Here is a 25610-nt window from a genome sequence, read left to right as displayed (position 1 = left end):
CCTTCAGACGTGCTGGAGCCGGTCGAGTCCGACGACAGGTGGGGTGGCCAGCCTGCCGGGTCGGAGTTCGATCTCTCCCAGGACGGTGTCGCGCGGTGTGGACGCCGCCCAGGACACCACTTCGGCGACGGACTCCACGCTCATCTTGTACGCGGAGTGGTCGTCGTCGAAGTTCCTGATCGCTCCGGGGCTGAGCAGGGTGGTGCGCACCCCGTGCCGACGCTCCTCCATCAGCAGCACCTCGGCCACCTGTTTGAGCGCGGCCTTGGTCGCGCAATAGGCGATCCCGCCCTCGAACGGCCGGGAGCCGGCGTGCGAGCCCATCAGCACGATGTGCCCCTGGCTGCGGCGCAGCAGCGGCAGTGCGGCCTGGACGAGCCGCACCGGCGCGGTGAGGTTGACCGCGACGGCCTCGTCCCAGTCCCGCGCGGTGACGTCCGCGACGGTGCCGAAGCCGCGGGTGACGGCATTGACCACCAGCAGGTCCAACCGCGGGGCGTCGGCCAGGATCCGCCGGGCGGCCAGGGCGACGGCGGCCGGGTCGCCGAAGTCCACGGTGACCGTGTCCTCGTGGTCGGCGCAGGGGGTGCGGTTGAGGCAGCGGACGTCGTACCCGTCGGAGGTCAGCCGACTGCGGACGGCCCGTCCGGTGCCCCGGTTGCTCCCGGTCACCAGGGCGATCGGCGGCCCCGAGGGCTCACTCACCGGAGACCATCGAGATCAGTTCGCTCCAGCGGCCGAGGATGTCCTCCCGGCCTGCGCCCTGGCGGAACATGTCCTTGTCGTAGGGTTTGCCGTCGATGCTCTTGAGCCGCATGCAGTCCGGTGAGATCTCGGAGTTGACCACCAGTCCGTGCTTGTCGTCGGGCGCGATGACGAGGCAGAAGTCCCACAGGTCGAGCGGCGCGAGCAGTTCGCGCAAGGCCGCGTTGCAGTCGAGCGCGACCTGCCGGTGGTGTTCCACGTCGATGCCGAGCAGCCGCAGGTAGTCCTCGCCGATCGGCTGGTCCTCCGGGTCGACCCGGTAGTCGAACTTCACGACTGGGCGGTCCAGGACCTGCCCCTCCTCGAAGAGGCCGGGGTACTTGCGGGTGGTCGAACCGGTGGCCCGGTTCTTGACGATGACCTCGAACGGGGGAGCCGGGCGGTAGTCGGCGAGGTAGCTCGTCGGCCCCACCCGTTCGCGGAAGACGGTGTGGACACCGCGTTCGGCCAGCCGCGCCGAAACGTACTCGAAGAAGTCGAGACGCAACTCGGCTGTCCCGTCGACGAGTTCGTCACGATCGAAGGTGAAACTCCGGAGTGAGGGAATCATCTCGATCAGGCAGAGGCCGTCGTCGACATGCCAGAGCTTCTTGCTTCGCCCTGTGAGGTCCGGAGTGCGGGAAGTCACGGAAACCGTGTCTGAGGAGGCCACAGGCCGCTCCAGGAGATCGGGCACGCAAAGGTGCCTGAGGCGTAGATGATCAGCGGTCAGCAAGTCTGACACGGACATGACTGGAAAGAAAGGGCCTCCAGAAGGTTTAGAAGGGGGCATGTCATGATCGACGGCCGGTTCAGAAGTGGTCCAGCAACTCCGCGAAGGTCCGCAGGACGAGTGTCGCCTCTTCGGGCCGGAACTCGTCGTGCTCCAGCACCCAGGTGTGCTCGTGCGGAATGTAGACGGTCTTCAGGCCGGCCCGAAGGGCGGGCAGGATGTCGGACTTCGGCGAGTTTCCGATCATCCACATGCGTTCGGCCTCCAGGCCCAGGCCGGCGGAGAGCTGCCGGTACGTGTCCACGTTCTTCTCCGGCACGATGTGGATGCCGCGGAAGTGGTGGGCGATCCGGGAGGCGTCCACCTTCCGCCGCTGCTCCTCCAGGTTCCCCTTGGTGAGCAGTAGGAGTTCGTGGTCCGCCGAGAGGGCGAGGAGGGTTTCCTCGACGCCCTCGATCAGCTCGATCCGGCGGTTCGTCAGGGGGGTGAGGAGATCCTCCACCCGGGCGTTCTCGGCATTTGTGGGGGTTCGCCCGTTGAGAGCCTCCAGGCACTCCCGCAGGCTCTGCCGGAACATCCCCGCGCCGTATCCGAGGGTGACCGCGTTCCTCGCCTCGATCTCGTCGAGCAGCACCCTGGTGCGCGTACGATCCTCGGGCCCCGAGACCCAGTCGAGAAAGCCCTCGATGACGCGCTCGAAGAGAACGTTGTTCTCCCACAGTGTGTCGTCGGCGTCGAAGACGAGCGTCTGTCCCTTGAGCATTACCGATCCACCTCGAAGTAGGTGCCGATGACTTGTGTCGACGGGCGGTCCGGAGGCCGTACCGGGGACCGCGCGCCGAGGATCCGCTCCCGAGGCGCGGACGTGAGCCGACCGAGTGGACTCCGAACGGGTCCGCAAACAGTCGTGCAGAATGGTCATCATGCTAGAGCAGCACCGGATCCGCGGACGTCGGGCCTCGGAGATCGCCGCCGACGTGGAGCAGGCGGTCGCGGCCGGACGCCTCGCCCCCGGCAGTCCCCTGCCCCCGCTCCGCCGGCTCGCGACCGAGTTGGGCGTGAACCCCAACACCGCGGCGGCGGCCTACCGTCTACTGCGCGACCGCGGTGTCATCGAGACCGGCGGCCGCCGCGGCACCAGGGTGCTGCCCAGGCCCACCCACACCCCGCGCGACCAGCCGCGGTTCGACGTTCCGGACGGCGTAAGGGATCTGACGGACGGCAACCCCGATCCCGCCCTGCTCCCCCCGCTGGCCGACGCCCTGGCCTTTGCGGCCGGTGAGCAGCTGCGCGACCCGGTGCTGTACGGCCATCCGACGATGGATCCCGGCCTGCTGGCCGTCGCCCGGCGGGAGTTCACCGCTGACGGCCTGCCCGGCGAGTCCACCGCCGTCGCCTCGGGCGCGCTGGACGCGATCGAGCGGGTGCTGCAGACCCGGCTGCGTCCGGGCGACCTGGTCGCCGTCGAGGACCCCGGTTGGGGCAGCCTGCACGACCTGCTGCCGGCCCTCGGCCTGCGGATGACCGGGGTCGGGGTGGACGACGACGGCCCCAGCCCGCAGGATGTGGCGCAGGCGGTGGCGGCCGGCGCCGCCGCCCTGGTGATCACCTCCCGTGCCCAGAACCCCACCGGTGCCACGGTCGGCGCCGCCCGCGCGGCCGAGCTGCGCGCGGTGCTGGCGGACCGCCCCGACGTGCTGCTGGTCGAGGACGACTTCGGGCACGTGATCGCGGACACCCCGTACCACCCGGTGTGCGCGGCGGACGGGCGCCCGATCGTGCGGCACTGGACGGTGGTCCGCTCGGTCACCAAACTCCTCGGCCCCGACATGCGGTTGGCCGTGCTGACCGGCGACGCCGACACCGTGGATCGGCTCCGCGGCCGTCAGCGGCTGGGCACCGGCTGGGTCAGTCATGTCCTCCAGCGGGCCGCGGCGCGGCTGCTGGAGGACGCCTCGGTGGACCGCGCCCGGGTCGCCGCACACTACACCGAGCGGCGCCGCGCGCTGATCCGCGCCCTGGCGGCGGAGGGCGTGCCGGCCCTGGGGCGCAGCGGCTTCAACGTCTGGATCCCGGTGCGGGACGAGGCCTCGGCCGTGGTGGCGCTGCTGCAGCGGGGTTGGGCGGTGGCCCCGGGCGCACCCTTCCGGCTGCGCTCCGGCCCCGGGCTGCGGCTGACCGTCACGGGACTCGCCCCGGCGGAGGTCCCGGCGCTCGCGGCGGACCTGGCCGCCGTGTTCCGGGGGGATCCGGAGCGCGGGCGACTGACCTGAGGACGCGTGGGACGTCCTTGACAGGGGGGATCGGTGCGAACGATCCTGGCGGTCGGATCTGGAGAGAAGCCGGCCGTTCCGCCTCTCCGCCGACCGTTTCCCAGGCCCTGCCCGACACCGCCCTCCGGCCGCGCCCGGGCAGGCCGTCCCCCCATGCCCACCCCGTACGGACCGAGGAGTCCGAAGGCCGTGACGTCGATATTCGAACGCCTGCACGACCGCACGCTCGCCGACCTGGACGCGCTCGACGCGCCCTACGACGTCGGCCACCTCTCCCGGGCCGCCGCGCTGGCCGGCCGGATCGCCGAGGCGTCGGGGCTCGCCGCGGACACCGCCCACTGTGCTGCCTACCTGTACCACCGCTTCCGCCTGCCCGGCGTGGGGGAGGCCTCGGACGGCACCAGGGACGCCGCTCTCGACTTTCTGAACCGCTCGGGGGTGCCCGGTGAACTGCATCCGGACCTCCTCGTGATCGTCGGCCCGGGCGCCCGCACCGCCGAAAGCCCGTACGGCGCGGCCGTGCTGGACGCCGAACGGGTCGACGCGATGGGCGCCGCCGGGCTCCGGCGGGCGCTGACCGGGGAGGGCCCGCCCTGGCACCCGGACGACCCGGACCCGGCCCCGGGCGGCCCCTGGCCGGCCCCGCCGGAGCTGTACGAGGCGCTGCTGCGGACCGAGCGCGAGCTGCTGACCGAGCCGGCCCGCCTGCTGGCCGCCGACCGGATGGATCTGGTGCACCGGCTGGCCGCCGACTACCGGGCGGAGACGGGGCCGGGCCTGCTGCCGGGCGAGGGAGGCTTCGGCCCGGCGGCCGTGCCCCGGGTCGACTGGGACCCGGAGTCGGGCTTCCTGCGCGTCGTGTTCGACGCCCCGGCGACCGGACCGCTGCTGCGGATCGGCTACCGCGGCGAGGTCTGGCTGACCTTCGACGAGCGCAGCCGGCTGCTCGGCGTCGACCTGCGCGACACCCCTCCCGCCCTGCTCGCCCTGCTGCCGCCCGGGCACCAGCACCGCTACTTCTGGCACAGCACCGCCCGCGGGGACGGCGCGGCGTGCTGGGCGGACCGTTCCACCGGACACGCGTGGGTCACCGTCGCGCCCGGCCTGGCCCACCACCGTGCGATCGCCGTCACGGACATCGAGGTCGGGGTGCGTGCGGACCGTCCGGCGGTCCTTCGTTTGCATGTACAGGATAATCGATGAATTAGTGGGTACACGCGCGTAGATTTCCCTAAGGTGGCGCTCATGAGCTTCCTCGTCCTCCTCCGATCCCCCTCCGTCACCCGTCTGCTCCTGGGCAGTTGGGTGGGGAGGCTGCCCTCCGCCATGGCCGCGCTGACCATCCCGTTGGCGCTGCGCGAGGCCGGGTCGGGGTACGGCTTCGTCGGCATCGCGGCCGGCGCCTACGCGATCTCGGCGGCGGTCGGCTCACCGCTGCTCGGCCGACTGGTCGACCGCTGGGGGCAGACCCGCATCCTGGTGCCGACCGCGCTGCTCGCGGCGGCGGGTTTCATCGCCATCGCGCTGGCACCGGACCAGCCCGCCGCCGTCCTGGTCGGCGCCGTGCTCGCGGGCTCGATGACGCCCCCGCTGGAGCCCTGCCTGCGGGTGCTCTGGCCCGCGATCGCCCCCGCCGGGAGACTCGAGTCGGCGTACGCGCTGGACTCCAGCGCCCAGGAGCTCGTCTTCGTGGCCGGCCCCCTGGTGGTCACAGGCAGCGTCGCGATCTGGTCGCCGACGGCCGCGCTGTACGTCCAGGCACTGCTCGGTCTGCTCGGGGTGGCGGTGGTGGCCAGCTCCCGGCCGTCCCGGGAGTGGCGGGCCGAGGCGCGCTCGGCCGACTGGCTGGGCCCGCTGCGCAGCGGCCGGCTGGTCACCCTGTTGAGCGCACTGATCGGGGTGGGCTTCGCGATCGGTTCCCTGAACGTGCTGGTCGTCTCCTACGCGGAGCACTGGGACGTGCCCGGCGGCGCGCCCCTGCTGCTGGCCCTGAACGCCTTCGGCTCGCTGACCGGTGTGCTCGTGTACGGATCCCGCCGCTGGCCGGGCACGCTCGCCCACCGCGGAATGCTGTTCGCCGGCGGACTGGTGGTCGGGTACGGGCTGTTGGTCCTGGTTCCGCCGCCGGGCTACATGATGGTGGTGATGCTGCTCACCGGCGCATTCCTGGCCCCGCTGCTGACCGTGACCTTCGTGCTGGTGGGTGAGTTGGCGCCCCCGGGCACCACCACCGAGGCATTCGCCTGGCTGGTGACGCTGTTCGCGGCAGGCACGTCGCTGGGCTCGGCGGCCGTCGGCAACGTGCTGGCGCACACCAACGAGCACTGGGCGGCGCTGTGCGGCACCGCGGGCGCCCTGGTCACCCTGACCATCCTGGCCCTCGGCCGCAAGGGCTTCGCCCCCGCCCCGGCGGCGGCCCCGGTCCTGGCCACCGCGGACGCGGCCCAGCCCTGAGAACGGTCGCAGGACGACGACGGCGGGCCTCCGGAACCGGAAGGGTTCCGGAGGCCCGCCGTCGTTGCGGGACAGGCGCTCAGCGCTTCGGGACGGCCATCCCGAGGTGGTCGCGTAGGGTCCGCCCGCCGTACTCCTTGCGGAACAGCCCGCGTTGCTGGAGCAGCGGCACCACCAGCTCGGTGAACGCCGTGACGGCCCCCGGGACGTACGCCGGGTAGATGTTGAAGCCGTCGGCGACGCCCTCCTCGAACCACTCCTGGATCATGTCGGCCACCTCCTCCGGGTTGCCCACCACGGTGTGCGAGAGCTGGGCGGGCGTGGCGTGGACGAGGTCCCCGTAGGTGATCCGGTCCGGCCCGTCGACGGTGCGCCTGGTCAGCCGGGTGATCTCGGCGAGCCGCCGGGCGCCCTCCTCGGAGACGGCCGCCAGGGTGTCGGCCGGTACGGCCGCGGCGAGGTCGTTGCCGCGCACGTCCACCCCGAACACCTCGGAGGCGGAGGTGAGGTTGCGCCGGTGGCCCTCGCCGATGCCGCCCGCCCGCACGATGTCGCCGATCTCCTGCTCCGGGTCGAGCACCAGCAGCGCGTTGAGCCGGTCGTGCAGGGCGACCGCCTCCGCGGTGGTGGGTGCGACGATCGGGGTCAGGCCGGGGAGGACCGCGACGTGGTCCGCACGGCCGTACCTGGCGGCCCGGGCCTTGATGTCGGCGTAGTACTCCCGACGCGCTGCCAGCGTCGGCTGCGGGCCGGCGAACACGACGTCCGCGCTGCGGGCGCCGAGTTCGCGGGCACGGTCGGAGGTGCCGGCGTTGAACACGACCACATGGCCCTGCGGCGGGCGCGCGACGTCCAGCGGGCCGTCCACCGAGAAGAACTCGCCGCGGTGTTCGATCCGGCGAGCCCCGCTGCCGTCCGGCTCCGGGGCGGAGTCCCACAGCGCGCCGACCACCCGGAGGGTCTCCTCCGCCCAGTCGTAGCGCCGGGAGGTGTTCCAGTGGGCGTCGCGGCCGAAGTTGTGGGCCGCCGCGGGGTCCGCGCCGGTCACCAGGTTCCAGGCCGCGCGCCCGTCGCTGAGGTGGTCCAGCGAGGCCAGCAGCCGGGCGATGGAGTACGGGTCGGAGTAGGTCGGGTTCGCGGTGACCACCACGCCGATGTGGCTGGTGGCGGCGGCGATCGCCATGGCCGTGCTGTACGGCTCCAGCCGGGAGATCTGCGCCGGGTTGCTGTGCTGCAGGGCCGGGTCGCTGGCCAGCCGGTCGCCCAGGAAGACGAAGTCGAACTTGGCCCGCTCGGCTTCCCGGCTCACCTCCTGGATGAGGCCGATGTCGTAGGCGGCGTCGGCGGCCGCGTCGGGGTGACGCCACCCGGCGGCGTGGGTGCCGGTCGCCCAGAACATCAGGCCGAGGTGCAGGTCTCGCTCGGACACGTCGTCAGCTCCTCTTCGCGCCGGCCGTGGCGAGCCGGGCGGCGATCCGGTTGGCGGGCCGCGCCAGCCCCAGCTGCTCGCGCAGGGTGCCGGCCCCCGGCGCACCCGAACAGTGTCCCGCTGCCCGCAGTTCGGGCAGCACCAGGTCGGTGAAGGCCTCGGCGCTCCCCGGCAGCGGGAGCCGCAGCACGAAGCCGTCGAGCGGCGTGCGGTCGGCCCAGGCGGCGAGTTGTCCGGCCACCTGCACCGGGTCGCCCGTCAGTACCGCGTTGCCCTCGTCCGACGGCGGGGCGCCGGCAGCCGCATGCAGCTCGCGGGCCCGCTCCGCCGTCTCGGCGACGAAGGGCGTGACGGTGCCGAGCAGCGGCCGGTCCGCGGCCACCGCCCGCTCGGGCGCACCCGTGACCAGTACGTCCGCCTCGGCGGCGAGCAGCGGCTCGCCGGCTGGAGCCAGCATCACCGGGTGACCCTGCGGCGGGCGGGCCAGGTTGAGCGGTCCGCGCACCTGCAGCGTCGGGCCGACGTGGTCGAGCACGTGGACGCGATCCGGGTCGATGAACCGCCCGGTGTCCTTCTCGTGCACGAAGGCGCCGTCCTCCCAGGTGTCCCAGAGGTCGCGCAGCAGCGGCGGGAACTCCACGGTCCGGGCCTCCCGTGCCCCGGCAGGGTCGTAGTCCTCCCGGTGGTGGTTGGCGTCCGCCTCCGGGTCGGGGCCGGCCGCCATCCGCCAGCCGGCCCGGCCGCCGCTGATGTGGTCCAGCGAGGCGAGCATCCGGGCCAGGTTGTACGGCTCGCAGTAGGCCGGCGCGGCGTCCACCACCAGGCCGATCCGCCGGGTGCGCACCGCGAGCATCGAGGCGGTGACGACCGCGGCGGGCGGGGCGGCCCTGCCGGGCCGGGCCGCCGGGCGGTCGCCGAGGAGCAGGGCGTGCACCCCGGCATCCTCGGCCTGCCCGGCCGCCGCGACGATCCCGGCGGCCGGCCCGGCGAGCAGTTCCTCGGGCAGCTGGTAGACCAGCACCGGCCCGGTCACGGCCGGCCCCCGCCCGCCCCGAACAGCTCCGCCACCGAGGCGTCGTACGCGCTGCTGATCCGGAACGCCTTGCCGGCCAGCGCCAGCCGGTGCTCCACCGGGACGGCGGACGGATGGCCGCCGCCCTGCTCCAGCAGTTTCAGCACCTCGTCGTAGTCGTCCGGGTCGCTGAGCGGGATGACGTGCTCGAAGTTCTTCGCCGCGCCGCGCAGCATGGCGGGCCCGCCGACGTCCACCTTCTCCCGGAAGCCCGCCGGCTCCAGGCCCGGCTGCGGCTCGGGCAGCAGGTAGTAGTTGTTGCAGACCAGGTCGATCCGGGGGATTCCGTGCTCCGCCATCTCGCGCAGGTCGGACTCGGTCTCCCGGGCCAGGATGCCGCCCATCACGGAGACGGTCAGGGTCTTGACCCGGCCGCCCAGCAGGGTCGGGACGCCGGCCAGGTCGGCGATGCCCTCGACATGGTGTCCCACGTCGCGCAGCAGTCGGCACGTCCCCTCCGTGGCCGCCACCCTCCAGCCGAGGCGGAGCAGTCCGGCGGCCAGCTGATCGATGTTCCGCTTGTCGCTCACCGCGAGTACGGCCAGCATGTCAGCGATCCTCCTTGGGTGGTCGTCTACTTGATCTCGATCAGCGCGTCGCGGTGGGAGCCGACCGACACGTGGCGCACCGGCACCCCGAGCAGCTCCTCGATCGCCTCGACGTACTGCCGGGCGCCGGACGGGAGCTGCTCGTAGCTGCGGACGTCGGAGATGTCCTCGTCCCAGCCGGGCAGGGTCTCGTACATCGGGGTGCTGGCCGCGAGTTCGGCCGGCCGGGGGCTGAACTCCCGTACCGTGCGGCCGTCCCGCCGGTAGGCCACGCACAGGTCCAGCTCGCCGGTGCCGCTCAGCTGGTCCAGGTTGGTGACGGCGACCTCGTCGGCACCCTGGACGCGTACGCCGTAGCGGGTCGCCACCGCGTCGAAGGCGCCGAGCCGGCGCGGCCGGTTGGTCGTGGAGCCGTACTCGCCCCACTGGCGACGCAGCCGGTCGGCGCGCTCCTCGTCGAACTCCGTGACGAGCGGCCCGGCGCCGACGCACGAGGAGAAGGCCTTCGTCACCCCGACGGTGCGGTCCACCCGCGCCCACGGTACGCCGATGCCCACCGGTGCGTGGCCGGCCAGACAGGTGGACGAGGTGGTGTACGGGTAGATGCCGTAGTACAGGTCCTTCAGGGCGCCGAGCTGGCCCTCGGCGATCACCGTGGCGCCGTCGTCCAGGGCCTTGCCGAGCAGGTCGGTGGCGTCGACGACGTGCGGCTCCAGCCGCTCGGCCATGCCCTCGGCCCAGCGGGTGACCTCCTCCAGGCGCAGCGGAGCCGCCCGGTAGATCTGCACGAGCCGTTCGTTCGCCCAGTCCAGCACGGCGGCCAGGCGCGCGGGCAGGTTCTCCCGGTCGAAGAGTTCCCGCACCAGCAGGGTCTTCTTCATCACCCGGTCGCCGTAGGCCGGCGAGATGCCGCGGCGGGTCGAGCCGTACCGGCCGTCCGAGAGCCGCTCCTCCTCGGCGCCGTCGAGGTCGCGGTGGAACGGGAAGCAGATCGAGGCCGCGTCCGCCACCAGCATCCGGTCGGCCGTCACGCCCTGCTCCCGGATCGCCTCGAACTCCCCGAGGAAGCCTTCGACGTCGACGGTCATGCCGGGCCCCAGCACGCCGGTCACGGTGGGGCGCAGAACGCTGCTCGGCAGGCTGTGCAGTTTGAACTTCCCCCGATCCGTGTGGATCGTGTGACCGGCGTTGCTGCCGCCGTGGTAGCGAACCGTGTAGTCGGCCTCTGCGGAGAGGTTGTCGACCATCCTTCCCTTGCCCTCGTCACCCCAGTTGAGGCCCACGATTGCCTTCAGCACGACGAAACTCCCTCAGCTCGGGGTCGGTGTCCGGTCAGGCCAGCAGGGCGCGGCGCCGCTCGGCGGCCCGGCCCCAGGCGTCCGGGTTGAGGACGGCCGGCGGCTGCTTGCCCTCCAGCGCGCTCAGCAGCTGGGTGGCGGCGGAGAGGGCCAGGGCCCGCTTGGTCTCCACGGTGAAGTCGGCGATGTGCGCGCTGAGCACGAGGTTCTCGATGTCCAGCAAGGGGCTGTCGGCGGCCAGCGGCTCGTCCTCGTAGACGTCCAGGGCCGCGCCGCCGAGGTGTCCGCTGCGCAGCGCCCGGGCCAGTGCCGCGGTGTCCACGACCCGGCCGCGCGAGGTGTTCATGAAGTACGCGCCGGGCTTCATCTGCGCGAAGGCCTTGTCGTCGAACATGTACTCGGTCTCGTCGTTGAGCTCCGGGTGGCAGGTGACGAAGTCGGCCCGGGAGAGCAGCTCCTCCAGCGTCTCGACCTTCTCGGCGCCGACCTCGGCCATCTTCTCGGCGGAGACGTAGGGGTCGTAGGCGAGCACGCGCATCAGGAAGCCGCCGTGGGCACGGCGGGCCATCCAGCCGCCGACGTTGCCGAGGCCGATGATGCCGAGCACCTTGCCGGTCAGCTCGACCCGGTGGGTGGTCAGGCGCGCGTCCCAGGCTTTCTCGATGCCGTTCCGGCTGATCGCGGTGAGACCGCGGGTGACCATCAGCAGCAGGCCGAGGGCGTGCTCGGAGACCGGCTTGCCGCCGAGGCCGGGGTTGTTGGCGACGACGACGCCGGCCGCGGTCGCCGCGTCCAGGTCGATGTTGTCCACACCGCGGCCGCTGGAGAGGACGGCGACCAGGTTCGGGGCTGCGGCGATCAGCTCGGCGTCGATCCGGGCGGGATAGCGGGCCACCACGCCGTGCGCCTCGGCGACGGCGGCGAGGACCGCCGACCGGTCCTGGTCGTCCACCCGGCGGACGACGGCGTGCTGTTCCAGCAGTTCCTCGGCTTCGGGGGCGTACATCGAACCGATCAGGACCACGGTGGGTCGCATGGCGGGGTCTCCTCAGGAAGGGGGGAAGGGGATGGTGCCGCGTCACGCGGCCATGGCGGTGGCGAGCAGACGCTCCAGCGGCTTGAGCTCGCCCCCGCGGCTGGCGGCCAGGAACCGCCGGGTCAGCTCGGTGCGCTCGGTGGGTGCGGGGGTGTAGCGGGAGCGTCCGGCGGCGAGGCGGCCGCAGGCACGGCCGTACAGCTTGCGGCTGTAGGCCTCGCTGATACCGAGCGCAGCGGCGATCTCCCGGTGGCTGTAGTCGAAGGCGCGGCGCAGCAGCAGCACGGCGCGTTCGGCCGGGCCGAGGCGTTCCAGCAGCCAGGTCATCCTGCCGCGCAACGCCTCCTCGTCGCCGACCAGTTCGTGCGGCTCGTCACTGCTCTGCAGGGCGTCCTCGGGCACCAGGGTGCCGACGTAGCAGACCTTCCGGGTGTGCGCGGACTTCAGGTGGTCCGCACACAGCCGGCTGACCACGGTGGCGAGGAACGCGGCGTGGTTCTCCACGTTCCGCGCCGCGGACCAGCGCAGCCACGCCTCGGAGACGATGTCCTCGGCTTCGGCGACGGAGCCGAGTCGCCGGTAGGCGAGCGCCATCAGTCGGGGGCGCTGGCTCTCGAACCGTTCGTCGCGCTGCTGGTCGGGTGCTTGTTCTCGCTCTTGGACGGGGCGGGACAACGGTGCGACCTCCCAGGGCTGTTCCGGTGCGGGCCGCGGACGTGGCCGCGGCCCGCACCGGACGCGGGCCCGTGTCAGTGGCCCTCGGCCAGGACCTGGTCGATGCTCTTGGCGAAGGCCGCGGAGTACTCGGAGATCTCCTCCTCGCCCATCGGGGTGGAGATGCAGCCCAGGCCGCTGTCGCCGAGGTGGATGCCGTTCTCCAGCAGCTTCCAGTACAGGGCCTTCATCGCGGTCGCCGCGCTGTCGTATCCGGCGGGGGTGCTGTTGGCGACCACCCGGAACAGCGAGCCGAGGCCGTTCACCTCCCAGTCCAGGCCCGCCTCGGTGAGGACGGTGCGCATCGCGGCCCGGGCCTGCTCGCCGAGCTGGCCGATCCGCTCGTGCGCCTCCGGGGTGAGCAGGCGCAGCGACGCGATGCCGGAGCTCATGCTGACCGGGTTGGCGTTGTACGAGCCCGAGTGCGGCAGGGCCGGCTTGCCCTTGCTCGGGTCGAAGACGCTCATGAAGCGGCGGCGGCCGGCCACGGCGCCGATCGGCATGCCGGCGGCGATGACCTTGCCCATCACGGTGATGTCGGCCTCGCCGCCGAGCAGCTGCATCGCGCCGTGGTAGCCCACCCGGTAGGAGCCGACCTCGTCGGAGACCAGCAGGGCGCCGCTGGTGTCGCAGAACTCCCGCAGCGCATCCAGCCACTCCTTCTCGGCGGGCAGCAGGCCGATCCGCCACGGCACCGGGTCGATCAGCACGCAGGCCAGCTCGTCGGCGTGCTTGCGCAGCACTTCCAGCGAGCCCTCCGGGTCGTTGAACGGGATGACCACGGTGTTGCCCACGACGCCCTGAGGGTTGCCGGTGACGGCGTGGCTGATCAGGTTGCCCGAGCCGTCGTTGTTGACCGCGACGGCGTCGTAGGCGCCGTGATAGGCGCCGGCGATCTTTGCGATCTTCGGACGGCCGGTGAAGGCACGGGCGGCCTGGACGGCCATCATCACGGCCTCGGTGCCGGAGCTGGTGAAGCGGACGTGCTCGAAGGTCTCGTTGCGGGCCGACAGCGCCTCGGCGTACTCGACCTCGACCGGGGTGGGCATGCCGAAGCTGGTCCCGTGGCCGACCGCCGTTGCGATGGCCTCGACCATCTCCGGGTGGGCGTGGCCGTGGATCAGCGTGGTGCTGTTGTTCAGGAAGTCGATCCGCTCGACACCGTCGACGTCGGTGACCCGGGCGCCGCTGCCGGAACGGACGTAGACGGGGTAGGGGGAGCTGTAGACGGCGGTGCGGCTGTTGCCGCCGGGCATGACCTCGACGGCGCGGGCGTACAGGGCGGCGGACTTCTCGGTGTTCACGGGTAACCCTTCGGAATCGGGCAGGGCAGGGCATCTCGGGCAGGGTGGAACAGGAGCGGTCTCGGTGCAGGGTGCAGCGGATCGCCGGCCTCGGCACCGGGTCGGCGCCGGGGGCCGGGTACGTGGGGTCGGGCGCAGGCGGCCGGTACGGGCCGGGTCAGTGCGCGGGGCCGGTCAGCGCGTCCGCGGAGAAGTACGGGCCGGTCAGGGCGACGGCGGTGCCGGGCGTGACCCACCGCACGGGAGCGTCGCCGGCCGCCGGACCGCTCTCGCCCAGCTGCTGCGCGAGGCGGGCGGCCAGCCCCGGCATCAGCGGCTCGGCCGCCACTGCCACGGCTCGGACGGCTGCCAGTTCCAGGGCCATGCAGGTCCTCGCGGTGGCCGAGACCGGCTGCACCAGCAGGACGTCCTCGCAGATCTCGGTGAACCGGCGGGCCTCGGCCACGAACTCGCGCAGTGCGCCGGCGGCGGTTCGGGCGGAGAAGCCCTCCGGCTGCAGGGCGTTCGCCAGTCGGGTGGCGAAGGCGCGGATCCGGCCGTAGAACTGCTCGGCCTCGACGTTCCAGCTGCCCGCCTCCGGCGCCACGCCGTCGAAGTGCTTGCGCAGTCGGCCGTCGACCGAGACCAGCCAGCTCTCCCACTCGCCGAGCAGCTCGGAGCGGACGAACTCCCGGTAGCCCGCGACGGCGAAGTCCCGGCGCCGGATGTCCGGACTGGTGGCGGCCAGGTGGAGCCGAAGCTGGTCGCTGGTCTCCGGGCGGAAGGCGTCCCGGCCCCAGATCGCGTGCTTGCGCCCGGTCGAGAACTTCTGCCCGTCGAGCAGGTAGAACTCGTTGCACACCATGGTGTCGGCGAGCGCCAGCTTGTCGGTGAAGGCCCCCAGGACGGCGGGGAAGACCACCGCGCGCAGGAAGGCGTTGTCGAAGCCGAAGAACAGCACCGTGCGCGGCGCCTCGGTCTCGGCGTACTCCTCCCAGCCGGACAGGCCCTGCTGGACCGCCAGGTCGTCCACCGCGGTGACGAAGCGCGCGGCCAGTTCGAAGGCCGAGTACATCCGTTGGCCGTCGGTGCCGCCGGACGGGTCGGGGGGCAGCGGGACGCCGTCCGTGGCGACGGTGCTCACCGGCAGGTCGGGCAGCGGCCCGGCCAGCACCCGGTCCACGTAGGATCGCAGCCGGGCGCTCATCGAGACCGACCGCAGGTAGTCGGCCAGCCGGGCCCGCAGCGGCTCCAACGGCATGTAGTAGCGGGTGAGGCCGCGCTGCTCGGCCGGCGTCCCGCAGGCGCGGCAGCTCGGGTCCACCAGCTCGTCGTCGGCGAAGGGCAGCGCGCAGGCCTCGCACTCGATGCCTGCGGTGTCCCGCGAGCCGCAGTGCGGACAGGACCCCGCGACGAACGCCTCGAACAGGTAGGTCCCGCACGGTGCGCAGTAGTTGGCCTGGACGGTCCTCGCCGTCACCGTCCCGTCGGCGCGCAGCCGCTCGAACACCTCCAGGGCCACCTGCGGGTAGCGCGGGGAGGACGGCCGGACGAAGACGTCCCATTCGATCCCGGCGGCGGCCAGCGCCTCCTGGATCGCGTCGGTGTTGCGCTCCGCCAGCTGGTAGAACGTCAGCCCCTGTTCCCGGGCGGCGGCCGCGACCTGGCTCTGGTGCCCGACGGTGCCCAGCAGGAGCCGGACCGGGGTGCCCCGGCCGGCCAGGCCGCGGCGCAGCAGGTCGGCGTTGAGGAACGGCCCGGCCAGGTGACCCAGGTGGAGCTCGCCGTTGGGCGTCGGGAAGGAGGGCAGCAGCAGGACGGGGCGCCCGGTACCCACGGTGCGGGCGGCGCGCCGGTCGTGCTCGGCGTCCAGTGCGGCCGGATCATCCCACCAGAGAGTCAGGAAGGACAGCGGCCGGTCCTCGGACGGGTTGTGCAGGGTGTGCACGCTCAGCGGCGGGATGCGCAGCGCGTCGCCCGCAGCCACCGGCACGGTCTCGCCGTCCGAGGTGACCTCGCCGTTGCCGTCGAGGATCACCCAGACCTCGATGTCGTGGTGGTTGTGCGGGGCCGTGGTCTCCCCGGGTCGCAGGGTCACCCTGCGAACGTTGACAGGGAGTTCGGGGTCCCGGGCCCAGGCCGGCTGGACGCTGCGGACGAAGTCCGGCAGGTTCAGCTCGTCGACGGTGCGTGGAACGGTCACGATGTCCATCGTGTCGTGGGGGTGGACTCGCCCCCGGCTCCTCTCTCGGAGTCGTTGGTGCTCGCTCGGTGTCTTCGGTGCTTGTGCGGCGGCCGGTGTCCCGGAGCCCGGTGGCTCAGCGCCCGATGCGCAGGGCGAGTCCGACGGGTGCGTCGTCCTCCTCCTGCGGACCGGAGGGGGCCCAGTCCAGGGCCGTGCTCACCGATCCGGTGTCGTAGCGCCGATGGCCCAGCAGACTGTTGGTGATCATCGCGCTGCGCCAGGCGAGCAGGCTGAGGTTGGGGTCCGCGACTCCGTACTCCCGCCGTGCGGCGTTCTGGACGAAGATGCGGTTCTCCGCCGGACCGTCCCACCGGAGGCTGAAGTCCGGCCCCACCACCGGCAGGCCGTCGCTGATCTCGAGCCGGTCCTTGAGGCCGAGCAGCAGGTCCGGCATGGCGTGCTCGTAGCCGGTGGCGCAGATGACGATGTCCACCGCCTCCCGCACCGGTTTGCCGCCGCGGGTCGGGCACCAGTGGACGACCAGTCCCTCGTCGGTCTCCTCCAGGTCCTCCAGGGTGTGGTCGAGCAGGATGCGGCAGCTCCGGCCGCGCCCCTCCAGGAGGTCCGCGTCGTAGATCCGGCGGTAGAGGCTCTCCAGCAGCGGGATGGAGATGCCGTCGCTGGTGAGGCGCAGGCGCTGGACGGTCTCCTCGCGTTCCTGCTCCGGCAGGCCGTAGAAGTGATGGCTGTAGTCCGGCAGGTAGAGCTCGTCGACGAACGGGCTGTCGTCCAGCGGGAGCAGGTTGGTCCGCCGCGTGCCCCAGAGGATCTGCTCGGGGCGGCGGTCCTCGCCGGTCAGCAGGTAGTTGACCACCTCGGCACCGCTCTGCCCGCCTCCGACCACGGCGACCCGCTTGCCGGCGAAGTCGCGCGGCCGCCGGAGCAGCTGGTCGGTGTGGAAGACCCGCTCCGGATCCCGGCCGCGCAGGGTGTGCGGCAGCCGCGGCGCCAGTCCGGTGCCCACCACCAGGTTGCGCGCCTGGAACAGCCCGTTGCCGGTGTGGACGACGAAGGCGTCACCGCTCCACTCGACGTTCTCGGCCCGCACACCGAAGCGCAGGTTGTCCAGGCCGGCCGCCACCCACTGGCAGTACTGCTCGAACTCCCGGCGCGGCACCTTGGACCGGCCGGTCACCAGCAGCCGGTACAGCCGCTTGGTGTCCACCTGGAAGGCCAGGAAGGAGAACGGGTTGGTCGGGTCGACCGGAGTGACCAGGTCCTTCAGGAAGTGGACCTGCATCTCGGCGTCCGGCAGCATCAGGCCGGGGTGCCACTCGAACCGCTCCTTGTGGTCGACGAAGACGCTCGACAGGCCCGGTTCCCCCGACGTCAGCGCCGCGAGGCTCAGGTTCGAAGGACCTATGCCGACACCCACCAGATCGAAAGTCTCCGGCATCTCACTCATGCTGTCTCTCCCGTAGTCACTGGGGTGCTGCGTCAGCCGATTTCGTGTGCCGGTAGCCAGGTCACTCCCCGGTCGGTGAGCGACCGCATCAGTCCGTCGAACTGCTCGGCGGACAGGGTGCGGTGCGGCTTGTGCCAGCCGGGTCCGGTGACCGACCGCCCGGCGAGCAGTCCGGTCGCCCCGGCCAGTGCGAACCCGGTGGTGCGGGCCATCGCGGAGAGGCCGGTCGCCTCGTCCGCGGTGTCCAGGACGGTGCTGCGCAGGCTGGCCTGCGCACCGCCCAGGCGGCCGTGCGCGGTCACCTCCAGGACCACCAGGTCCCGGTCGCCGGGGCGGGCGCGCACCTGGGGTGCGAGCACTCGTTCGACCACCCGCTTGGGCGGAACCTCGACGCCGTCGACGTCCACGGCTTCCTCGGCCAGCAGCCCGAGCCGGGCCAGGCCGGAGACGGCCTGGGCGAAGCCGGGCCAACGCAGGGTCTTCTGGGTGCAGTCGGCCCCGTGCAGCAGAGGGTGCTCGCCGAGCCAGGGGGCCATGCCGTCGTGGTAGGCCTCCAGACGGCCCACCCCGTCGACGTCCCGCGTCTCGATCCCGGAGAACCGGGCGTGTCGCACCTTCCGGCCACGGCTGAGAGCCAGTGCCTCACGCTGGGCGATCGGCAGATGGTGGTCGTTCTCACCGCCGAAGAAGGCGGTGTAGCCGAGCGGTTCCCGCGGCTGCCGGGGCACGCCGCCGCAGCGGATCTCGAGCGCCTCGACCCGGTCCAGACGCTCGGCCACGTGCACCGCGAGCAGTTCGGTGAGGCCCGGTTCCAGCCCGAGCGGCAGCAGCACGGTGGCGCCGGCTGCCCTGAACCAGGCGTCGAGACCGGGGAGCTCCTCGGTCGGCGGCCGGGTGATGCTCGCCACCGGCACCCTCGGATCGGTGCGCACCACAGTGCGGATCACCGCCCGGGTCGCCGCCCACGGAAGTGCCGTGGCGACGGCGTCCCGTCCGACGAGCGCGTCGGCCGGATCGGCCTCGATCCGGACCGGTCGGTCGCCGAACCCGGCCAGCCAGCGGGCAAGTTCCTCGGCCTGCTCGCGGTCCCGGTCGACCAGCGTCAGCTCGGTGGTGTCCGGGCCGGTCGCCAGGGCGTACGCGGCGGCCCGGCCCATCTGCCCGCACCCCACCAGCGCCGCCCTCACGAGCGCCGCCCCCGCACCAGGGCGCACACTGAGGCCGCCACGGCGACTACTCGCCGTCGACCGCGGTCATCCGGGCCACCGCCTCGGCGGGCACCCGGTCCAGCAGATCCTCGAGTCCGGCCCGGTCGACGTGCCGGGCGATCACTGCGGCCACCCGCTGCTGGCCGAAGTTCTGCGGTGGCAGGGCGACTTCGGCGCCTGCCGGGACCTCGTAGAAGACGTGGTCGACGCCCGCCTGCTCGCAGAGCCCCTGGAGGCCGCCGACCTCCTCGAAGCGGCCGGCCTGCCCGGCGAGCACGAACCGCAGGCCCGCGTTCATCCGTCGATCGTGCTCCAGGCGCAGCGGGTCCCCGGTGGCGACCCGGATGACGTTCTCGAAGTAGTCGACGCCGGTGGCCAGCGGCACCAGGTGTGAGCCGATGTAGTCGCCGGCCGGGCGGGCGGCGATCTCGATGAACCGCAGGCCTCGCTCGCCCCACTTGGCCTCCAGGTGGAAGGCGCAGTGGTCGAAGCCCAGGCCTGCCACGATGTCCTTGGTGGTCGCGGTGATCTCCGCCCAGGCGTCGGCGGGCAGCGCACTGGGGACCTTGTGGGACAGCTCCAGGTGGTACGGGACGCTGGTCACCTTGTCGGTGATGGTGACGACGTGCACTTCGCCGTCCGAGACGAAGCCCTCGACGCTCAGCTCGTCGCCCTCCAGGAACTCCTCGACGATGAACTCCGCGCCGAACTGGCGGAACACCGGGTCGAAGTCCGGCCGGGCGATGCCGGCCAGCCGCGCCATGGCCGGCTCCAGGTCGGCCTGCTCGCGCAGCTCGAAGATGCCCTTGGAACCGGAGGCGCCGGTAGGCTTGACGACGGCCGGCAGCCCGACCTCGTCCAGCGCAGTGCGCAGCTCGTCCAGGCCGGTGACCCGGGCGAAGCGGGGGAGTACGCCGCCGAGGTGGCGCAGCGCCTCCTTCATCGCGTACTTGTTGCGGGCCCGGAGCGCGGCCGTCTCGGACATCCCGCGCAGGCCGAGGTCGGCCGCGATCGCCGAGACCAGCTGGACGTCCACCTCGGTGAAGTTGACGACGCCGACCAGGTCGTAGCTCTTCGCGAGCTCCCTGGCGGCCGCCAGGGAGGCCTCCCGGTCGTAGGTGTCGACCTGGTGGAACTCATCCACGAGCGGCTTCGCGAATTCCGGGACGGAACGCCCGAGGAGTACTGCACCATATCCGAGGCGACGGGCCGCGAGAAGGGATTCGAGGCCTTCCCTTTGAATTCTCCGAAGGTTCACGAAAAGGACATGGCGCTTCGCCACGGGACCCTCCACATTCTCTTGACGGATGGGAAAGGTGAGCCGATCCAACGGAGACCCGATGAGGTCTTCGGCTGCCTATTCCGGGCCGACGTTTGGTCAAAATCCTGTCTCTTCGGTGAGATGGACACCATCGACCCCGCCGCCCTCAGGCTCACCACCAGCATGATCCACCGACAGAGACATGTCAACCAGTCTCTTCGGGTCGGCGCCGACACCCCGGCGAACACCGGTCACTTCTGGGGACCGGTCCCGTGGAAGGCCTCTGGTTCGCCCTCGAAGGTCACCTGCGCAGATGATTCTTCGCCCCCTTCGATCGCGGGCGAACGCTCCCTCCGGTCTCGGTGTCCGGACTCCGGTGCCCGCCCCGGTCGGCCCGCCTCCGTGCGCCGCTCGGCCGAAATACCCGCCGCCGGTGAAATGGCGTCCCGGCCCCGGGCGTGACCGGTCCGCCCCTGGCAGGATGGCCGGCCCGACCGGGGCGGTCGCGGGTGTTTCCCGTTCCGGTCGCGCTCCTCCGGCTCCGTGGTGCGCGGGACGGACGTGAGGTCGCTGCGTCGGACCGTCCTGGACGAGCCCGGCACCGGGGCGGAACACCGCCCGGCGGCCCCTCTGGCGGGCGGCGCGACCGAGGGTCCGAAGGCCGTTCGCGGACCCGCGAGCCCCCACGCCTTCCTGACGGGCCCCTGGATCCCCCCCCGGACGGCGGCCGAGCCTGCCGGTGGGGAGGGGCCACCCCGGCATGCCCTGGGACGGCAGTGGGCCGATGGCCGCCGACGCCTGCCCGGGTGGCGCGCTCGGCGAGCCGGTACAGCTGCCGGACGGCGTTCCCGCCGGTGCTCGCCGGGTCGGAGCCGTAGCGGCCGCCCTCCGCTCCCCGGTGCCCGACCCCGCCCCTCGGCGCACCGGTGGCACCCATGACCGCGCATCTCGCTGCACGGAGGCCTGATCGACTCGTGGCCGCGGCGCCGCGCCGCCTCCGACGGGCACCTGCCGGTGCGGTTCGCGGAGGGCCCGGCCGGTCCGGTGGTGCTCCTCCGAGGTGAGTCCGACACCGCCTGGCCGGCTGCCCGGGCTGCCGGACTGGTCCGGACCGCCGCACACCGGCCTGCTGTTCCCCGCGGGGAGGCACGGGTTCCGCCACCCGGGCACCGCGGTGCGCTGCCCGGGAGCCGAACCCGCGTCGCACGGCCGGGCCCGCGGCCCCTGGTGGGCTGCGCTGCCCGGCCCTGCGCGGGCGTCAGAGCGCGTCGAGCAGCCGGCCTGCCCGGTCGAGGGTCTCGCGGAAGTTCTCCTCGGTGGTCCGCTCGCGCGCCCCGGCCACCGTGAGCCACTCCAGCGGAGATTCCGGGTTCTCCGGCCGGGCGGCCTCCGGCATGCCCGTGGCCAGCAGGAACCGCAGGTCCGCGTGCTCGTGCGCGGGCTCGCGCGGCGAGGCCGGCACCGGCACCACGGTGAGGTGCACCAGGGAGGCGTCCGGCCACGGCGCCAGGTCGGTGAGGTGGGTCTCCTCCCGCCCCTCCCGCAGCGCGATCTCCAGCGGCAGCGTCTCGCCCGGGTCGCCGTGCCCGCCGACCTGCAGCCAGGCCTGCTGGCGGACGTGCCAGCGCAGCAGCACCCGCTTGGTCGCCGGGTGGACGATCAGGGCGGAAGCCGTGAAGTGGAGCGGGGTCCCGCGGTCCCATGCGCCGGGCTCGCCGACCAGGCCCAGCAGCCGTTCATGGTCCGCCGCCTCGCCGACGCTCCGGGGCCGGTAGCCGCCCAGCAGCTCGGCCAGGTCGGGGGTCTGCGTCCCGCTTGTCATCCTCAGCTCTCCTTGTTCCGTCGAGTCCGCGTCATCAGCTCTGGTCGGAAGGGCCGTTGGATCTGTCCGTGTCCCGTTCGGGGCGGACGGATCCACCGTACCCGGTGATTGCGGAGGGCCGTTCGGTGAGCACGGCGGGCCGCCTCGCCCGGGGAGTGTTGCGGCTGGCCAGGAAGCGCACCTCGCCCGCCGTCACGACCGCCGAGATGCCGGGGATGTCGCCGATGGCCAGGGCGTCCAGGGCGGTGCCCGCCGCCGAGCCGCGGGGCGCGTCCAGAACCACGAGGTCCGCCTCGTCGCCCACCCGCAGCCGTCCGGCGGGCAGACCCCAGACGTCGGCGACGTTGCCCGTCGCGAGCCCCCAGACCCGGGCGGGTTCCACCGGTCCCAGTGCGGACAGCTCCACCACCGTCTTCAGCACCGACAGCGGGATCACCCCGAAACCCGATGGGGTGTCCGAGCCCAGCACGATCCGCTCCAGCGCGCCCTCCGCCACGGCACGCCGGACGATCCGCAGGGCCGCCCGGAGGTTCCCGGCCTGGACGATCTGCAGTGCCATCCGGCTCTCGGCCAGCAGCCGGTCCACGGCGGTGTCGGGCAGCGCGGTGGGGCCGCCGTTGGCATGCCCGCAGACGTCCGGGTCCAGCGCCAGCAGGTCGTCGGCGCCGAGCGAGGCGGAGCCGGCAGCGCTGGCGCCCCCGGCATGGCACATCACCTTCAGGCCGTGCGCCTTGGCCCAGCGGATCTGCTCGACACCGTCCACGGCCTTCTCGTAGGCGCCGAAACCGAACTTCGCCAGCCACACCCCGCAGCTCGCGAGCTCTGCGAAGTCGGCCTCGTCCAGGGTGGGTTCGAGCAGCACGTTCCCGGCGTGCACCCGCATCCCGCCGGGTCGGAAGTTGTCGTACGACGCCCGGGCGGCGACCGCGAGCGCCTTGACCCCGGCCCGGTCCCGCGGGCGGCCGGGGACGTGCACCTCCCCGGCCGAGATGGTCCGGGTGATGCCGCCGTGGACGTACCCCTCCAGGTAGTCCACGGCCTTCTGCCGGGGCGAGTAGTCGCCGAAGGCGACGTGCCCGTGCGAGTCGATCAGGCCGGGCGCCACGGTGGCCCCGGCCGCGTCCAGGACCCGGTCGGCAGCGTCCAGTCCCTCCGCCAGGTCGGCGGCCCGACCGACCGCCGTGATGAGGCCGTCCACGCACAGGACGGTGTCCGCGCCGTCCACCAGCGGAGCGGTGGGGTCACCGGAGACCACGCATCCGGCCCCCGTGACTGCCAATGTGCCCACGTCGTCGTCCTTCCCTCGTCCCGTCTCACGCCGCCGCGAAGCGCTCCGGCCGGAACGCCGCCGCCATCCCGGACGGCTCACCCAGCACCTCCTGCGCGGCGATCTCCCCGAGCACCGGCGCCAGGGTGAGCCCGCTGTGGGTCACCACCACGTACAGCGACTCTGCTCCGGGCACCCAGCCCAGCACGCTCATCCCGTCCGCGGGCATCGGGCGGACACCCACGAAGGCGTCCTCCACCGTGACCTCCGCCCCGGCCGTGCCGGGCAGCACCTCGGCCAGGCGCGCGAGGACCTTCTCCGCGGCGGCCGGGTCCTGCCCCTCCTCGGTCAGCTCCTCGTCCACGTCGTGGCAGTGCAGCACCAGCCGCCCTCCACTGTGCGGACGAATGCTCAGGTGCGGAGCGTGCAGCACCCGCTCCACCCGGACGGGTACCGGTGAGGTCCTCACCAGCAGCCCGCGCACGGTGATCCCCGAGTCGTCCCCGGGTTCCACCAGTGGCACGTCCGCGCCGACGTGGCCGAGCAGTTCCCGCGTGCCGCGCCCGGCGCAGCCGACCACGGCGTCCGCCTCGATCTGCTGTCCGGAGGCCAGCCGGACGCCGCGTACCCGGCCGCTGCCGAGGAGCCCGGTGACGGCGTCCCCGGTCCGCAGCCGGGCGCCCAGGCTGCGGGCCCGCGCCTGGACTGCCGAGACCAGCCGGTCGCTGATCACGTGGGCGTCGTCCGGGTAGTACAGCAATGGCCCGTGCAGGCCGTCGAGTGCCAGACCCGGCTGGAGTTCGCGCCGGGCCCGCTCGGCGTCCAGCTCCTCGACCGGGTAGCCCTTGGCCCGGTAGCCGTCGGCGATGCCGGCGAGCCGCCGGGCGCCCTCAGCGCTGTCGGCCCAGTGCAGGTTGCCGCGCCGGAAGAACCAGGGCTCGCCGTCGGTCGTGGCGGCCAGCCGCTCGTGGGCGCGCAGGCCCTCGGCCGAGAGCCGGTAGTACGGCTCGAACCCGTTGTCCACCGCGTTGACCCAGCCGAAGCCGTGGGCGGAGAGCCCGTCGGCGGGCTCCCGGGCGTCGACCAGGACGACCTCGGCACCCTGTTCGGCCAGGCGCAGCGCCACACAGCTGCCGATCGATCCGGCTCCGACGACGACGATCCTGGTCACCGCTGTCCCTCCTTGCCGAGCGCCGTCCCGCACAGGTAGCCGCCGACGAGGGCCGGCCCGAGGGTGCCACCGGATCCCGGGTAGCCCGGCCCCATCACCGGCGAGGTGACGTTCCCGCAGGCGTACAGGCCGGGGACGGGTGTGTCGTCGTACCGCAGCACCCTGCCGTGCCCGTCCGTGACCAGGCCGCCCTTGGTGCCGAGCATGCCCGGCTCGACCCGGACGGCGTGGAACGGCGGCTCGACCAGCGGCGCGAGGCAGGGGTTGGGCTCGTGCAGCGGGTCGCCGTAGTAGCGGTCGTGGCTGGTTTCGCCACGGCCGAAGGCGGTGTCGACGCCGCGGACGGCGTCCGGGTTGAAGTCGGCCAGGGTCTCGGTCAGGCCCTGCTCGTCCACCCCGATCAGGCGGGCGAGTTCGGCGGGGGTGCCGGCGCTGGTGTACCAGTCGGGGACCGGCCCGCCCGGCTGCACGCCGGCGATCGGGTAGGTGCGGCGGAACGCCTCGTCGAAGACCAGCCAGGCCGGCAGGTTGGGGCGCTCGTGCCGGGTGGGGTCGAAGGCCAGGAAGGCCTTGGTGACGTCGTTGTAGTTGACGGCCTCGTTGACGAAGCGCCGGCCGTACCGGTTGACCATGATCGAGCCGGGCAGGCACCGCTCGCCGACCAGGTGCCGGGACATCGGCACCCCGTCGTACTCCTCGCCCTGGCCGGACACCGCGGGCGCCCACCACGCCTGGGACATGGTGCCGAGTGCAGCCCCGAGGACGGCCGCCATCAGCAGGCCGTCGCCGTGGTTCCACGGCGGGCTGACCGGGCGCGTCCCGGCCAGTCCGAGGTGGGTCTGCTTGAGCCGCTCGTTCCACTCGAAGCCGCCGGTGGCCAGCACCACGCCGGCCCGCGCCCGGTACTCGACCGGGCCGTCGGAGGTCTCGGCCCGGACACCGGCCACCCGGCCATCCTCGACCAGCAGCTCGGTGGCGCGCGCCCCGGTCTCGAAGGACACGCCGCGATCGTCGCAGGCCGCCACCAGGCCGGCCACCAGCGCGGCGCCCACCGTGACGACGCCCTCCGCCTTGCGGCGGGCGACCAGCTCGTGGTCGTAGCGCCCGGGGACCTGCCAGCGGTGCCGCTCGTCGTAAGTGACGGCGTCGAAGTGGCCGCCCGTCCTGATCCGCTCCAGCAGGCCGGGCCGGTCGGCGGTCGGGAAGGGCACGTTGTCGAGGGTGCGGCCGACATCCCGGGCCCCGGGCCAGTCCGAGTGGTAGTCGGGCCGGTCGATCGGGAACAGCCGGACGGGCGTTTCGGCGTGCAGGTAGTCCACCACCTGGGGCGCCACCTCGACGTACTGCTCGAGCCGCCACCGCTCGACCTCACCCTCGGTGACGAGTTCCAGGTAGCGCAGCGCGTCCTCGACGGAGTCGGGCATGCCGTGCTCGCGCATCACGGAGCTGTCGGGCACCCAGATCATGCCGCCGGACACGCCGGTGGTGCCGCCCAGTACCGGGGTGCGTTCGAGCACCAGCACCCGGTGCCCGGCGTCGGCGGCGCGACACGCCGCCAGAAGTCCGGCGCCGCCGGAGCCGATCACCAGGGAGTCGGTTTCAACCTGTCGCACGGCAGTCCAATCCTCGGGGTCGAACGGGGCTCGG

Annotated in this window: 21 protein-coding genes; 3 read left to right on the top strand and 18 right to left on the bottom strand. The window is 72.9% G+C overall.

Features of this window, described 5'->3' with window-relative positions; translation table 11 throughout:
• Nucleotides 1-3: 3 nt before the first annotated feature.
• From LO771_RS26800 to LO771_RS26790, 3 genes are all read right to left on the bottom strand, one after another.
• On the bottom strand, nt 4-705 hold the full coding sequence (locus LO771_RS26800) for an SDR family oxidoreductase (protein WP_230747286.1): 702 nt from the start codon (nt 703-705) through the stop codon (nt 4-6).
• Nucleotides 698-1393, bottom strand: coding sequence for a phosphoribosylaminoimidazolesuccinocarboxamide synthase (locus tag LO771_RS26795; RefSeq protein WP_308189012.1), 696 nt, complete (start codon nt 1391-1393; stop codon nt 698-700). The genes LO771_RS26800 and LO771_RS26795 overlap by 8 nt, the downstream gene beginning before the upstream one ends.
• A gap of 163 nt (nt 1394-1556) precedes the next feature.
• On the bottom strand, nt 1557-2240 hold the full coding sequence (locus LO771_RS26790; protein WP_230747282.1) for an HAD family hydrolase: 684 nt from the start codon (nt 2238-2240) through the stop codon (nt 1557-1559).
• 160 nt (nt 2241-2400) lie between these two features.
• Between LO771_RS26790 and LO771_RS26785 the strand changes: the two genes are divergently transcribed.
• From LO771_RS26785 to LO771_RS26775, 3 genes are all read left to right on the top strand, one after another.
• Nucleotides 2401-3750, top strand: coding sequence for an aminotransferase class I/II-fold pyridoxal phosphate-dependent enzyme (locus LO771_RS26785; RefSeq protein ID WP_230747281.1), 1350 nt, complete (start codon nt 2401-2403; stop codon nt 3748-3750).
• A 189-nt stretch (nt 3751-3939) separates the two neighbouring features.
• Complete coding sequence (locus LO771_RS26780) at nt 3940-4953, top strand: hypothetical protein (protein WP_230747280.1); 1014 nt, start codon at nt 3940-3942, stop codon at nt 4951-4953.
• Nucleotides 4954-4995: 42 nt separating this feature from the next.
• A complete protein-coding gene (locus LO771_RS26775) occupies nt 4996-6204 on the top strand; it encodes an MFS transporter (RefSeq protein ID WP_230747279.1) in 1209 nt (402 codons plus the stop codon).
• 79 nt (nt 6205-6283) lie between these two features.
• On the opposite strand, the gene LO771_RS26770 is transcribed toward LO771_RS26775, so the two are convergent.
• The 15 genes from LO771_RS26770 to LO771_RS26700 form a co-directional block, all read right to left on the bottom strand.
• Complete coding sequence (locus LO771_RS26770) at nt 6284-7633, bottom strand: NtaA/DmoA family FMN-dependent monooxygenase (RefSeq protein ID WP_230747278.1); 1350 nt, start codon at nt 7631-7633, stop codon at nt 6284-6286.
• Nucleotides 7634-7637: 4 nt separating this feature from the next.
• Nucleotides 7638-8666, bottom strand: coding sequence for an LLM class flavin-dependent oxidoreductase (locus tag LO771_RS26765; RefSeq protein WP_230747277.1), 1029 nt, complete (start codon nt 8664-8666; stop codon nt 7638-7640).
• Complete coding sequence (locus LO771_RS26760; protein WP_230747276.1) at nt 8663-9253, bottom strand: hypothetical protein; 591 nt, start codon at nt 9251-9253, stop codon at nt 8663-8665. Before LO771_RS26760 ends, LO771_RS26765 begins: the two co-directional genes overlap by 4 nt.
• A 26-nt stretch (nt 9254-9279) precedes the next feature.
• Complete coding sequence (locus LO771_RS26755) at nt 9280-10551, bottom strand: adenylosuccinate synthase (RefSeq protein ID WP_230747275.1); 1272 nt, start codon at nt 10549-10551, stop codon at nt 9280-9282.
• Between the two features lie 34 nt (nt 10552-10585).
• Nucleotides 10586-11587 (bottom strand): NAD(P)-dependent oxidoreductase, encoded by a 1002-nt coding sequence (locus tag LO771_RS26750; protein ID WP_230747273.1) that lies wholly within the window; start codon nt 11585-11587, stop codon nt 10586-10588.
• Nucleotides 11588-11629: 42 nt separating this feature from the next.
• Complete coding sequence (locus LO771_RS26745; RefSeq protein WP_230747271.1) at nt 11630-12262, bottom strand: sigma-70 family RNA polymerase sigma factor; 633 nt, start codon at nt 12260-12262, stop codon at nt 11630-11632.
• Between the two features lie 74 nt (nt 12263-12336).
• Complete coding sequence (locus LO771_RS26740) at nt 12337-13605, bottom strand: aspartate aminotransferase family protein (RefSeq protein ID WP_230747270.1); 1269 nt, start codon at nt 13603-13605, stop codon at nt 12337-12339.
• Between the two features lie 157 nt (nt 13606-13762).
• Nucleotides 13763-15787 carry a class I tRNA ligase family protein gene (locus LO771_RS26735; protein WP_230747269.1) on the bottom strand — a complete coding sequence of 675 codons (2025 nt, stop codon included), beginning with the start codon at nt 15785-15787 and terminating at the stop codon, nt 13763-13765.
• Nucleotides 15788-15902: 115 nt separating this feature from the next.
• Nucleotides 15903-17234 carry a lysine N(6)-hydroxylase/L-ornithine N(5)-oxygenase family protein gene (locus tag LO771_RS26730; protein WP_230747267.1) on the bottom strand — a complete coding sequence of 444 codons (1332 nt, stop codon included), beginning with the start codon at nt 17232-17234 and terminating at the stop codon, nt 15903-15905.
• A 32-nt stretch (nt 17235-17266) separates the two neighbouring features.
• Entirely contained in the window at nt 17267-18406 is a 1140-nt protein-coding gene (locus LO771_RS26725; RefSeq protein WP_308189011.1) for a saccharopine dehydrogenase C-terminal domain-containing protein, read from the bottom strand.
• Between the two features lie 61 nt (nt 18407-18467).
• Complete coding sequence (locus tag LO771_RS26720; RefSeq protein WP_374228258.1) at nt 18468-19586, bottom strand: ATP-grasp domain-containing protein; 1119 nt, start codon at nt 19584-19586, stop codon at nt 18468-18470.
• Between the two features lie 1375 nt (nt 19587-20961).
• Entirely contained in the window at nt 20962-21525 is a 564-nt protein-coding gene (locus tag LO771_RS26715) for an NUDIX hydrolase (RefSeq protein WP_230747265.1), read from the bottom strand.
• A gap of 34 nt (nt 21526-21559) precedes the next feature.
• The gene (locus LO771_RS26710) at nt 21560-22813 is read right to left on the bottom strand and encodes an amidohydrolase family protein (RefSeq protein ID WP_230747264.1); all 1254 of its coding nucleotides are present in this window, start codon (nt 22811-22813) and stop codon (nt 21560-21562) included.
• Between the two features lie 25 nt (nt 22814-22838).
• Nucleotides 22839-23963, bottom strand: a complete 1125-nt coding sequence (locus LO771_RS26705) for an FAD-binding oxidoreductase (protein ID WP_230747263.1) — start codon at nt 23961-23963, stop codon at nt 22839-22841.
• Nucleotides 23960-25576, bottom strand: coding sequence for an FAD-dependent oxidoreductase (locus tag LO771_RS26700; protein ID WP_230747262.1), 1617 nt, complete (start codon nt 25574-25576; stop codon nt 23960-23962). Before LO771_RS26700 ends, LO771_RS26705 begins: the two co-directional genes overlap by 4 nt.
• Nucleotides 25577-25610 lie beyond the last annotated feature (34 nt).

It is taken from the genome of Streptacidiphilus sp. ASG 303, assembly GCF_020991365.1.
Lineage (GTDB): Bacteria > Actinomycetota > Actinomycetes > Streptomycetales > Streptomycetaceae > Peterkaempfera.
The sequence above is the reverse complement of the archived record's forward strand: the minus strand, read 5'-3'. Positions and strand labels throughout refer to the sequence as shown.